The 11,549-nt window shown below is 71.3% G+C and carries 9 protein-coding genes and 4 tRNA genes; 6 read left to right on the top strand and 7 right to left on the bottom strand.

Annotation, left to right across the window (positions count from 1 at the left end; translation table 11 throughout):
• The 3 genes from ACIQVI_RS32230 to ACIQVI_RS32220 form a co-directional block, all read right to left on the bottom strand.
• Positions 1 to 2,076 (bottom strand): DEAD/DEAH box helicase (locus ACIQVI_RS32230; RefSeq protein WP_403602406.1); only part of this gene is annotated, 2,076 nt, incomplete at its 3' end.
• Positions 2,077 to 2,275: 199 nt separating this feature from the next.
• Positions 2,276 to 2,971 carry a hypothetical protein gene (locus ACIQVI_RS32225; protein ID WP_351972069.1) on the bottom strand — a complete coding sequence of 232 codons (696 nt, stop codon included), beginning with the start codon at positions 2,969 to 2,971 and terminating at the stop codon, positions 2,276 to 2,278.
• 180 nt (positions 2,972 to 3,151) lie between these two features.
• Positions 3,152 to 3,502 (bottom strand): metallopeptidase family protein, encoded by a 351-nt coding sequence (locus ACIQVI_RS32220; protein ID WP_053648331.1) that lies wholly within the window; start codon positions 3,500 to 3,502, stop codon positions 3,152 to 3,154.
• 105 nt (positions 3,503 to 3,607) lie between these two features.
• Here ACIQVI_RS32220 and ACIQVI_RS32215 point away from each other — a divergent pair.
• The 3 genes from ACIQVI_RS32215 to ACIQVI_RS32205 all read left to right on the top strand — a co-directional run bounded on the left by ACIQVI_RS32215 (position 3,608) and on the right by ACIQVI_RS32205 (position 3,893).
• Positions 3,608 to 3,680, top strand: a tRNA-Glu gene (locus ACIQVI_RS32215).
• Between the two features lie 40 nt (positions 3,681 to 3,720).
• Positions 3,721 to 3,794 (top strand) — tRNA-Asp (locus ACIQVI_RS32210).
• Positions 3,795 to 3,816: 22 nt separating this feature from the next.
• Positions 3,817 to 3,893: transfer RNA gene (locus tag ACIQVI_RS32205), tRNA-Phe, on the top strand.
• Between the two features lie 108 nt (positions 3,894 to 4,001).
• Here ACIQVI_RS32205 and ACIQVI_RS32200 read toward each other — a convergent pair.
• Genes ACIQVI_RS32200 through ACIQVI_RS32190 form a run of 3 tightly spaced genes read right to left on the bottom strand, consistent with a single transcriptional unit; the run spans position 4,002 to position 5,915 of the window.
• Positions 4,002 to 4,844, bottom strand: a complete 843-nt coding sequence (locus tag ACIQVI_RS32200) for a cytochrome c biogenesis CcdA family protein (protein ID WP_403602402.1) — start codon at positions 4,842 to 4,844, stop codon at positions 4,002 to 4,004.
• Positions 4,841 to 5,611, bottom strand: a complete 771-nt coding sequence (locus tag ACIQVI_RS32195; RefSeq protein ID WP_403602399.1) for a DsbA family protein — start codon at positions 5,609 to 5,611, stop codon at positions 4,841 to 4,843. Before ACIQVI_RS32195 ends, ACIQVI_RS32200 begins: the two co-directional genes overlap by 4 nt.
• Positions 5,612 to 5,666: 55 nt before the next feature.
• Positions 5,667 to 5,915 (bottom strand): hypothetical protein, encoded by a 249-nt coding sequence (locus tag ACIQVI_RS32190; RefSeq protein ID WP_403602396.1) that lies wholly within the window; start codon positions 5,913 to 5,915, stop codon positions 5,667 to 5,669.
• Positions 5,916 to 6,316: 401 nt separating this feature from the next.
• Between ACIQVI_RS32190 and hrpA the strand changes: the two genes are divergently transcribed.
• The 3 genes from hrpA (at position 6,317) to ACIQVI_RS32175 (ending at position 10,844) form a co-directional block, all read left to right on the top strand.
• A complete protein-coding gene (hrpA, locus tag ACIQVI_RS32185) occupies positions 6,317 to 10,255 on the top strand; it encodes an ATP-dependent RNA helicase HrpA (RefSeq protein ID WP_403602393.1) in 3,939 nt (1,312 codons plus the stop codon).
• Positions 10,256 to 10,414: 159 nt separating this feature from the next.
• Positions 10,415 to 10,488: transfer RNA gene (locus ACIQVI_RS32180), tRNA-Asp, on the top strand.
• A 128-nt stretch (positions 10,489 to 10,616) separates the two neighbouring features.
• Entirely contained in the window at positions 10,617 to 10,844 is a 228-nt protein-coding gene (locus tag ACIQVI_RS32175) for a DUF6274 family protein (RefSeq protein ID WP_351972064.1), read from the top strand.
• 328 nt (positions 10,845 to 11,172) lie between these two features.
• On the opposite strand, the gene bldC is transcribed toward ACIQVI_RS32175, so the two are convergent.
• Positions 11,173 to 11,379, bottom strand: a complete 207-nt coding sequence (gene bldC / locus ACIQVI_RS32170; RefSeq protein WP_003949541.1) for a developmental transcriptional regulator BldC — start codon at positions 11,377 to 11,379, stop codon at positions 11,173 to 11,175.
• Between the last annotated feature and the right edge of the window lie 170 nt (positions 11,380 to 11,549).

The following is an 11,549-nucleotide window of genomic DNA, read 5'->3' as shown; positions in this document are numbered from 1 at the left end:
GCCACCCGAGGGGCGGTCGTCACGACGGAAACCACCGGACGGACGGTCGTTGTCACGACGCTCGAAAGAACGGCCACCACGGTCATCGCGGTTGAAGCCACCGGACGGACGGTCGTCACGACGGAAACCACCGGACGGACGGTCGTTGTCACGACGCTCGAAAGAACGGCCACCACGGTCGTCACGGTTGAAGCCACCCGAGGGGCGGTCGTCACGACGGAAACCACCGGACGGACGGTCGTTGTCACGACGCTCGAAAGAACGGCCACCACGGTCATCGCGGTTGAAACCGCCCGAGGGGCGGTCGTCGCGACGGAAGCCGCCGGACGGACGGTCGTTGTCACGACGCTCGAAAGAACGGCCACCACGGTCGCCGCCACGGAAGCCACCGCGGTCGCCCCGGTCGCCGCCACGGTCGCGGCGCTCGAAGTTGCCCCGCTCGTCGCGGAAGGACGGACGCTCCTCGCGGCGCTGCTGCTCCTCGGCCTTCGCGGCGCGCTCGGCCTCCACGGCCGCCGCCGCGACCTCGGCCTCGGCGGCCTCGGTCACCTCGGCCACGGCCGCCTCCGGGTCCTCGCCGCGCTCGCGGGCGGCGCGGGCCACCAGGCGGTCGGCCTCCTCGCGGAGTTCGACGGCCCGGCGCTGGAGGCGCTCCAGCTGCTTGGTGAGGTCGACGACCTCGCGCTCGGCCTGCTTGGCGGAGTTGTTCGCGGAGTCGGCCTGGACCTCGGTCAGCGAACGGGCGCCGGTGATCTCGGCGACCTCCGGGTCGAAGGCGCCGGCCCCGCCGACGATGTGGCGCGAGGCGTCGACGCCCGCGTCCTCCATCAGACGGAAGATCTGGCGGCGCTGGTGCGGCAGGGCCAGGGAGACCACGACGCCGGAGCGGCCGGCGCGGGCGGTGCGGCCCGAGCGGTGCAGGTAGTCCTTGTGGTCACCGGCCGGGTCCACGTTCAGGACCAGGTCGATGCCGTCGACGTGGATGCCACGGGCGGCGACGTCGGTCGCGACGAGCGCGTTGACGTAGCCCTTCTTGAAGTCGTCGAGGACCCGCGTACGGGCGCCCTGCGTCATGCCGCCGTGCAGGGCGTCGGCCTTGACGCCGGTGTCCTGCAGCTGCTCGGCGATGCGGTCGGCGCCCAGCTGGGTGCGGACGAAGATGATCGTGCGGCCCTTGCGGGCGGCGATCGCGGCGGTGACCGGGGCCTTGTCCTTCGGCTTCACGACGAGGACGTGGTGGGTCATGGTCGTGACGGCACCGGCGGACGGGTCGACCTCGTGGGTGACCGGGTTCACCAGGTAGCGCTTGACCAGGCTGTCGATCTCGTTCTCCAGGGTGGCGGAGAAGAGGAGGCGCTGGCCGCCCTCGGGGATCTGGTCGAGCAGCTCGGTGACCTCGGGCAGGAAGCCCAGGTCGGCCATCTGGTCGGCCTCGTCGAGGACCGCGATCTTCACGGCCTCCAGGGAGCAGGCGCCGCGGTTGATGATGTCGCGGAGACGGCCCGGGGTGGCGACGAGGATGTCGACGCCGCGCTCCAGGGCGTAGATCTGGTTGCCCATGGACGTACCGCCGCAGACGACCTTCATCTTGAGGCCGAGCACGTCGCCGTAGGGCTGGAGGGCGTCCGCGACCTGCATCGCGAGCTCACGGGTCGGGGTGAGGATGACGCCGCGGGGCTTCTTCTTGTCGGTGTGGCCGCCCGCCAGGGTGGCGAGGAGCGGCAGACCGAAGGAGAGGGTCTTGCCGGAGCCGGTGCGGCCGCGGCCGAGGATGTCCTTGCCGGCCAGGGCGTCCGGGATGGTCGCCGCCTGGATCGGGAAGGGGGTGGTCACGCCGTTCTGCGCGAGCTTGCGCACGACGCCCTCCGGCAGACCGAGGTCCGCGAAGGTGATCGTGGGCTCGGCGGGCTCCTCGGCGGAGTCGTCCTCGGTCACGTCCTCGGCGAGGACGTCGGCCTCGGCCTCGATGAGGGCCTGGGCCTCGGCCTCGATCGCGACGGTCTCGGTGGCCTCGACGGCCTCGACGATCTCGTCGTTCTCGGGCATGACGGCGTGGTCAGAACTGAAAATGGACATGCGAAATGCGAAACCTTCCGGAGTCTCGGCACGCGCCCGTCAACTCCGTGTTTTCGCAAATCGACCGCCTCAATGCGGTCCAGCCACGGCTAGGGAGAGTACGCGCCACACGGCGCTCTTCTGTGTCGGCGCCGGGCAATGGGATCAAACGATCTACCACCATACGCACCCTCCCCCACCTATGGCAAATCGGACTCCCTCACACCGGTCCGACCTGCGGAGACGCCTCCGGCTCCGGGGTCGCGTCCCCGCCCTCCCCCTCCGCCACGGCGGCGCGCATGGCACCCATCTGGGCGTCGGGGCCGGACGCGGGCGGGTCGGTGGGGTCCGAGGTCGGCTCGGGCGTCGGCTCCGGGGTCGGAACCGGCGGCTCCGGCGTGGGCTCGACGGGCGGCTGCGTGGGCTCCGGGGTGGGCGTGCCCCCGCCGCCCGGCCCTCCGGTCCCGCCGCCGGCGCCGCCGTTCCCGCCGCCCGCGCTCCCGTCCCCGCTTCCGCCGTTCCCGCCGCCGCCCGCGCTGCCGGACGGCTGCTCGTGGCCGCCTCCGGTCGGCTGCGGCTTCGCCGTGCCGCCCGAGGGACCGACGCCCGGCAGGGCCACGCCCGCCGTGGGCGGCGCGCTGCCGGACGGCGAGCCGGTCGGCACCGGGTTCTCCTCGCCCGAACCGGTCACGTCCGGCCCTCCCCCGTCCGGCCGGCCGTTCCAGGAGCCGCCGCCCCCGTCCGGAAGGCCCCCGCCGCCGTCGGACTCGGCCGCCACACCCCGCTTCCCGCCGGAGGCGCCGGGCCCCGGCTTCGCCCCGTCGTCGCTCACACTCATACAGCCGCTCAGACCGGCACAGGCCACGACGGCCAGCGCGGTGGCGACCCATCTCGCCGGGGTGGGCAAATGGCGCACGGGGGCACCTCCAGGACACAACAGGCAGGAACGGAACGCGTCCCACTGCCCAACTCCCCCGGCCCCGCAAGGGACACGGGCCCCCGCGCAAGGGAAACGGAGCCCGTCCTCCCACCCGGTCGGCGCATCCCGGACACACGGCCCGGCCGCCACCGCCGACCGCGCCCCGCACGAGAGCCGTCAGCCGTAGCCCAGCGCGTGGAGCCGTTCGTCGTCGATGCCGAAGTGGTGGGCGATCTCGTGCACCACCGTGATCTCGGTCTCCGCGACCACGTCCTCGCGCGACTCGCACATCCGCAGCGTCGGACCCCGGTAGATCGTGATCCGGTCGGGGAGCACCCCGGCGTACCACTCGCCGCGCTCGGTCAGCGGCGTCCCCTCGTAGAGCCCGAGCAGCTCGGGGTCGTCGGAGGGCGGTTCGTCCTCCACGAACACGGCGACGTTGTCCATCAGCCGCGTCAGCTCCGGCGGGATCCGGTCCAGGGCTTCGGCGACGAGTTCCTCGAACTCCTCGCGCGTCATCTCCAGCACGCGCCCATTCTCCCCCGGGCGGAAACCGTTTTGGCGATAGCGGCCGGCATCCCATATGCTTCTCACGTCCCCGACGCGCTGATGAAGCGCCCAGGTGAGCCCCTAGCCCTCATCGTCTAGTGGCCCAGGACGCCGCCCTTTCAAGGCGGTAGCACGGGTTCGAATCCCGTTGGGGGCACGCAGTACCGTGTGCGAGACTAGTGATCGCGCACAAGCTTGGCTCTGTGGAGCAGTTGGTTAGCTCGCCACCCTGTCAAGGTGGAGGTCGCGGGTTCAAGTCCCGTCAGAGTCGCTGAAGCTGGAAACAGCTTCGTGGCTGGGTAGCTCAGTTGGTACGAGCGATCGCCTGAAAAGCGATAGGTCGCCGGTTCGACCCCGGCCCCAGCCACCAACAGAAGGCCCCGTTCGAAAGAACGGGGCCTTCTTCGTGTGCCCGCACGCGGAGACGTTGACGCGGATGGGCGTACGGGGAGGAGGCCGGCGCCCCCTCCCCGTACCGTCACGCCTCCTCGCGCTCCCGCGAGCGGCTCCCGCGCCGGCCCCGCAGCGCGAGCACCGCCGCCACCACGGCCACGAGCGCGACGAGCAGCGCCCAGTCCGGCACCGCCCGGCCGAGGGACGCCACTCGCTCCTCCACGGCGAACGAGTCGTCCACCGACAGCGGGCCCGGCAGCGCGGTCGTCCCGTCGAAGACCAGGAACAGCGTGCCCAGGACGACGAAGAAGAGGCCCGAGAGCACCGAGGTCGAGTGGAGCGTGAGACGGCCGAGCCGGAGGGGCCGCCCGCGCAGCCAGCGCCGCCGGCCCAGGTCGTACCGCTCCCAGAGCAGCGCCAGGACGAACAGCGGCACCGCCATCCCGAGCGCGTACACCGCGAGGAGCAGCCCCCCGTACGCCGGGCTGCCGCTCAGCGCCGCCACCGTCAGGACGCTGCCGAGGATCGGGCCCGCGCAGAAGCCCGCGAGGCCGTAGACCAGGCCCAGGGCGTAGACGGAGAGCGCCGAGGTGGGCTGGATGCGGCCGCTCGCCTCCGCGATCCGGCGGGAGGCGAAGCCCAGGCCCAGGATCTGGAGGACGCCGAGCCCGACAATCAGCCAGCCGCCGACCGTGACGAGCAGGTCCCGGTGGCCGTAGAAGAACCGGCCCGCGAGGGAGCCGGCCGCGCCGAGCGGGACGAGGGTGGTCGCCAGACCCGCGTAGAGGATCCCGGTCCTGGCGACCAGCCTCGCGCGCGTGTCGATGGAATACGCGAAGAAGGCCGGCAGGAGCAGGGCGCTGCACGGGCTGAGCAGGGCGAGCAGTCCGCCGAGGAAGGCAGCGAAGTAACCGATGCCGGAGGTCACTGCCCGGCCCCGGCACCGGCAGGCTTCGTGGGCTTCTTCGCCGTCCTCGCCGCCGCTTCGATCGCCTCCGTGAAGGTTTCCAGGGGCTGCGCGCCCGCGATCGGGCGGCCGTTGACGAGGAAGGACGGGGTGGAGGTGGCGCCGAGCGCGTACCCCTGGTCCTGGTCCTTCCGGACGGCCGCGCGGGCCGCCTGCCCCTCGGTGTCCTTGGCGAACCGGGCCGCGTCGGGCACGCCCGCCTCCTTCCCGAGGGCGGCGAGCCGGTCCTTCCCGAACCCCTTCTCCTTGGCGTCCTCCGCGTAGGCGGCCCGGTGGAACTCCCAGAACCGGCCCTGCTGCCCGGCCGCCCAGGCGGCGCGGGCCACGGCCTCGGACTCCTCGCCGAAGATCGGGAAGTTCCGCCACTCGATGCGCAGGGTCCCGTTCTTCACGTACTTCTCCACCAGGACCGGCTCGGTGTCCCGGGCGAACTTCCCGCAGTAGCCGCACTTGAAGTCCGCGTACTCGATGAGCACCACGGGCGCATCGGCCCGGCCCAGGGCGAGCCCGTCGGAGGCGTCGCGCCGGGCGTACGCCTCCAGCTCGGGGTAGACGCCGGCGGCCGGGTCGGCGGAGACCTCCGCGACGGCGGACGAACCGGAGGCGCCGGGGGACGCGGGCTTGGTGGCGGTGTACGAGACGACGCCGAGCAGCACGGCGGCGGCCGCCACCCCGGCGACGATCGCGACCGGCTTGCTCTTGGAGGAGGGGGAGGTGGAGCTGGACATGCGGAAGCACTCCTGGAACAGAAAGGGAAGAGGACGGCGGAAGGAGGCCGCCCGTCTACACCCTCAGGACCGACAGCTCCACCGGCGACGGCGATACGAGGTCGGGCGGCTCCCGCCCCGGCGCCGGCTTCCGCCCGGCCGCGTCCCCGGGCCGGCCCCCGCCCGGCGCCCGGTCGGCGGCGAGGGCGGGCAGCAGCTCCGCGAAGCCGTGCGCGCGCGGCGGTACGACGGGTCCGTCGGCCCCCGCCTCGGCGGGGCGGACCGGATCGCAGCCGGGCACGGCGGCCCCGGGGAGGGACGCCACGACGGCGACGGAAGCGGCGGAGGCGGAGGCCGCAGAACCGGTGGAAGCGCCAGGGTGCCCGGAAGTGACGGAAGCCGTGGAACCAGCGGCGGCCTCGGAAACAACGGAAGCCGCAGAACCGGCGGCGGCCCCGGCAGCCCCGGAAACCGCGCCCCCGCCCCGCCCCCCTACGGCCCCCCACACCAGAAGCCCCAGCACCACCCCCAGGAGCGCGGCGAACGCCGCCGGCGCGCGGGTGGTGCGGAACATGCGAAACCTCTCCGGTCCGGTCGGCGTGCCCGAAATAGTACGCACCCCGCGCGACCGCCCCCGGGGGCACCGCTCCCGCGCGACCGCCCCGGGGACACCGCTCGTAAATCGGTTCGCCGCTTCTCGTCCGCAGGTGCGATCCTGGATTCCGTATGTCTACTTCCTTCGCCGCCCTCCAGTCCGTCCTGGCCGGGGTCTCGCTGCGGGACTCCCACCGGCTCGGCCGCCGTCTCGAAGGCGCCCGCCGCATCCGCAAGCCCGAGGCCCGCGCGGCCGTCCTGGACGAGATCGCCGCAGAGGCGGCCAAGGCCAAGGAGCGCGTCGACGCGCGCGCCGCGCGCGTGCCCGCCGTCACCTACCCCGAACAGCTCCCCGTCTCGCAGAAGAAGGACGAGATCCTGGAGGCGATACGCGACCACCAGGTCGTGATCGTCGCCGGTGAGACGGGCTCCGGAAAGACCACCCAGATCCCGAAGATCTGCATGGAGCTGGGCCGGGGCGTCCGGGGCATGATCGGGCACACCCAGCCCCGCCGGATCGCCGCCCGCACGGTCGCCGAGCGGGTCGCCGAGGAGCTGAGGACCCCGCTGGGCGAGGCCGTCGGCTGGAAGGTCCGCTTCACCGACCAGGTGAACCCCGACGCGACCTTCGTGAAGCTGATGACGGACGGCATCCTGCTCGCCGAGATCCAGACGGACCGCGAGCTGCGCGCGTACGACACGATCATCATCGACGAGGCGCACGAGCGGTCCCTCAACATCGACTTCCTGCTCGGCTACCTGGCCCAGCTGCTTCCGAAGCGTCCCGACCTCAAGGTCGTGATCACCTCCGCGACCATCGACCCGGAGCGCTTCTCCCGCCACTTCGGCGACGCCCCGATCGTCGAGGTCAGCGGCCGCACGTACCCCGTCGAGGTCCGCTACCGGCCGCTGCTCGAAGAGGACTCCGAGGAGTCCGACCGGGACCAGATCACCGCGATCTGCGACGCCGTCGACGAGCTCCAGGGCGAGGGCCCCGGCGACATCCTGGTCTTCCTCTCCGGCGAGCGCGAGATCCGCGACACGGCGGACGCCCTGCTCAAGCGGAAGCTGCGCAACACCGAGGTCCTCCCCCTCTACGCGCGCCTGTCGCACGCCGAGCAGCACCGCGTCTTCCAGGCCCACCCCGGCCGCCGGATCGTCCTCGCCACGAACGTCGCCGAGACCTCCCTGACCGTCCCCGGCATCAAGTACGTGATCGACCCGGGCACCGCCCGGATCTCGCGCTACTCGCACCGGACCAAGGTGCAGCGGCTGCCGATCGAGCCCGTCAGCCAGGCCAGCGCCAACCAGCGCAAGGGCCGCTGCGGCCGTACGTCCGACGGCATCTGCGTCCGGCTGTACTCGGAGGACGACTTCCTGTCCCGTCCGGAGTTCACGGACGCCGAGATCCTCCGGACGAACCTGGCCTCCGTCATCCTCCAGATGACCGCCGCCGGGCTCGGCGACATCGAGAAGTTCCCCTTCATCGACCCGCCGGACCACCGCAACATCCGGGACGGCGTGCAACTCCTCCAGGAGCTCGGTGCGATCGACCCGGCCGAGAAGGACCCGAAGAAGCGGCTCACCCCGCAGGGCCGGAAGCTGTCCCAGCTGCCCGTGGACCCCCGGCTCGCCCGGATGGTCCTGGAGGCGGACCGGAACGGCTGCGTCCGCGAGGTCATGGTGATCGCGGCGGCGCTCTCCATCCAGGACCCGCGCGAGCGGCCGGCGGAGAAGCAGGCGCAGGCCGACCAGCAGCACGCCCGGTTCAAGGACGAGACGAGCGACTTCCTCGCGTACCTCAACCTGTGGCGGTACGTGCGCGAGCAGCAGAAGGAGCGGGGTTCCAGCTCCTTCCGCCGCATGTGCAAGCAGGAGTACCTGAACTTCCTGCGGATCCGGGAGTGGCAGGACATCTACTCCCAGCTGCGGACGGTCGCCAAGCAGATGGGCATCCATCTGAACGAGGAGGACGCGCCGGAGCAGTCCGTGCACGTGTCCCTGCTCGCGGGCCTGCTGTCCCACATCGGTCTCAAGGACGTGAAGGACGGGGCGAAGAACGACTACCTCGGCGCCCGCAGCGCCAAGTTCGCGATCTTCCCCGGCTCCGCGCTCTTCAAGAAGCCCCCGCGCTTCGTCATGTCCGCCGAGCTGGTGGAGACCTCGCGGCTCTGGGCCCGGGTGAACGCCCGGATCGAGCCCGAGTGGATCGAGCCGCTCGCCCAGCACCTGGTGAAGAAGACGTACAGCGAGCCGCACTGGGAGAAGGACCAGGCGGCCGTGATGGCGTTCGAGAAGGTGACGCTGTACGGCGTCCCGATCGTCGCCGACCGGAAGGTGAACTACGGGCGGATCGACCCGGAGGTCTCCCGGGACCTGTTCATCCGGAACGCGCTGGTCGAGGGCGACTGGCGCACCCACCACAAGTTCTTCGCCGACAACCGCAAGCTGCTCACCGAGGTCGAGGAGCTGGAGCACCGGGCCCGCCGCCGGGACATCCTCGTCGACGACGAGACGCTCTTCGACTTCTACGACAAGCGGGTCCCCGAGCACGTCGTCTCCGGCGCGCACTTCGACTCCTGGTGGAAGCACAAGCGCCACGAGGAGCCGGAGTTCCTCGACTTCGAGCGCGAGATGCTCATCAACGAGAAGGCCGGGGCGGTCACCAAGGACGACTACCCGGACTCGTGGCGGCAGGGCCCGCTCAAGTTCCGGGTGACGTACCAGTTCGAGCCGGGCGCGGACGCGGACGGCGTGACCGTCCACATACCGCTCCAGGTGCTCAACCAGGTGACGGACGAGGGCTTCGAGTGGCAGATCCCGGGCCTGCGGGCGGAGGTCGTCACGGAGCTGATCCGCTCCCTGCCGAAGCCGATCCGCCGTCACTACGTCCCGGCGCCCAACTTCGCGGGCCGCTTCCTCGACGCGGTCGTGCCCGTGCAGGAGCCGCTGACGACGGCGCTGGCGCGCGAGCTCCAGCGGATGGTCGGAGTGCCGCTGACGGCCGAGGACTTCGACTGGGCGAAGGTGCCCGAGCACCTCAAGGTGACCTTCCGGATCGTCGACGAGCGGCGCCGGAAGCTGGCCGAGGCCAAGGACCTGGAGACGCTGCGCCTGCAGCTGCGCCCCAAGGCCCGCCAGGCGCTCTCCAAGGCCGCCGCGGCGGCCACGGGCGGCCCGGACGGCTCCGGGCCCTCCCTGGAGCGCTCGGGCCTGAAGGACTGGACGATCGGCACGCTCACGAAGGTCTTCGAGACCAGACGGGCGGGCCAGCCGGTCAAGGCGTACCCGGCGCTCGTGAACGAGGGCGACACCGTGGCCGTGCGGCTCTTCGACACGGAGGCCGAGCAGGCGCTCGCCATGTGGCGGGGCACCCGGAAGCTGATCATGCTGAACATCCCGGTGAACCCGGCGAAGTTCGCCTCGGACAAGCTGACCAACCAGCAGAAGCTGGCCCTGTCCTCGAACCCGCACGGCTCGATCCAGGCCCTCTTCGACGACTGCGCGACCGCCGCCGCCGACAAGCTGATCGCGGACCACGGCGGCCCGGCCTGGGACGAGGAGTCCTTCCGGAAGCTGTACGACAAGGTCCGCGCGGACCTGGTGGACACGACGGTGCGGACGGTGGGCCAGGTCCAGCAGGTCCTGGCGGCCTGGCAGGCCTGCGAGCGGCGCCTGAAGGCCACGAGCAGCCCGGCGCTCCTTCCGAACCTCCAGGACGTGCGGGCGCAGCTGAACTGGCTGGTTCCGGCCGGTTTCGTCACCCGTACGGGTCTGAAGCGGCTCCCGGACCTGATGCGCTACCTGGTGGCGGTGGACCGGCGGCTCCAGCAGATGCCCACCGGGGTCCAGCGGGACACCACCCGGATGGAGAAGATCCGGGAGATGCAGGACGAGTACGCCTGGCTCCTGGAACAGCTCCCGAAGGGGCGGCCGGTGCCGGCCGAGGTCACCGACATCCGCTGGATGATCGAGGAGCTGCGGGTGAGCTACTTCGCGCACGCCCTGGGGACGGCGTACCCGGTCTCGGACAAGCGGATCGTCAAGGCGATCGACGCGGCGGTGCCGTAGCCCGGGGGCGATGCGGCGCCGTGGCGGAAGCGGTGCGGCGCCGGGCCTCGGACTCGCCCGGTCCGGTAGCGGGGTCCTCGCCGTCGGTGAGTTCGACCGCACCCGCTGACCTGCTGTACAGTCTCTCTCGCAGCCGCTTGAAAAGAGCGCTGCGAGCGAGGTCCTGTGGAGCAGTTGGTTAGCTCGCCACCCTGTCAAGGTGGAGGTCGCGGGTTCAAGTCCCGTCAGGATCGCCCCGAAAACGAAGGCCCGCATCGTGAGATGCGGGCCTTCGTTGCGTTCCCGTGTCTTGACGGGGGCCCGTGCCCGCCGGTACTCCGGACTTCAGGGAATCGGGGGCCCCGACTGGAGGTGGTCGCGCATGGCCGCGGCGTCCGCAGCACGGCACGACACACGAGCACTGCTGCGCGCCCATCTGGCGGCCGCGTCGCGGTACGGGCACCTCACGCGCCACTGCGTGGTCTGCCACCGCCTCCTGAGGCTCGCCATGGAGATGCCGGAGACCCCGGAGACCACGCGGGCCCCGGAGACTCCGGACGCCGGGGAGCGGCCGCCGGCGACGGAGGACGAAGGTCCCGCCGACCCGTGACCAACGGCGTGCCGGAGCCCGGCCCCGGAGTGGCAGCCTTGACCTTGGCAAGGGTTCGTACGTGTGACGGGTGTCACTGAAAGAGTTTCAGAAACCCCTTCACTTACACCCTCCCTACACCGGTCCGATTTAATCGGTGCAATTGCACCACCGTCCACAGGAGACACGGGACACAAAAAGATCGCGCTGGACCCGGCGGAGTCCAGCGCGATCGTCTGACGAAGACCTGTTGGGGCAGGTGTTCGCCGGCAGAGCTAGGGGTGGGCCACCGGATTGGGGGATCCGGCAGGGCCCGGTGTTACGGGGTACTGCGGGGTGTCACGCGACCTCAGGCCTCGCTGCGCTGCTGCGGAATGCCCGCCAGCAGCGCGCGGACCTCGGCCTCGCGGTACCGGCGGTGCCCACCCAGGGTGCGGATGGACGTGAGCTTGCCCGCCTTGGCCCAACGGGTCACCGTCTTCGGGTCCACACGGAACATCGTGGCGACCTCGGCAGGGGTCAGCAGCGGCTCGGCATCAGGGGTGCGAGCGGTCATGAGCGGCCTCCTCGGGAGAACCGAACCAATCTCGGTTCTTTCCTCTAAATTCTGCACCTTGACCCGCCTTGCCCGAAATGGCAGAAGCGGGCCGAGTCGGTTATAGGACGAACGGCTTGTCCTCGGCACTACAACTACACCATCCGTCCAGCCACGTCGGCCAAACCGAT

It is taken from the genome of Streptomyces sp. NPDC098101 (assembly GCF_044760185.1).
Taxonomy (GTDB): domain Bacteria; phylum Actinomycetota; class Actinomycetes; order Streptomycetales; family Streptomycetaceae; genus Streptomyces.
The sequence above is the reverse complement of the archived record's forward strand: the minus strand, read 5'-3'. Positions and strand labels throughout refer to the sequence as shown.

Bases quoted from the DNA above. Each gene is read 5' to 3' on its own strand.
- ACIQVI_RS32195 (WP_403602399.1), bottom strand. From the start codon at position 5,611: ATGTCCAGCTCCACCTCCCCCTCCTCCAAGAGCAAGCCGGTCGCGATC.
- ACIQVI_RS32175 (WP_351972064.1), top strand. From the start codon at position 10,617: ATGGCCGCGGCGTCCGCAGCACGGCACGACACACGAGCACTGCTGCGC.
- hrpA (WP_403602393.1), top strand. From the start codon at position 6,317: ATGTCTACTTCCTTCGCCGCCCTCCAGTCCGTCCTGGCCGGGGTCTCG.
- bldC (WP_003949541.1), bottom strand. From the start codon at position 11,379: ATGACCGCTCGCACCCCTGATGCCGAGCCGCTGCTGACCCCTGCCGAG.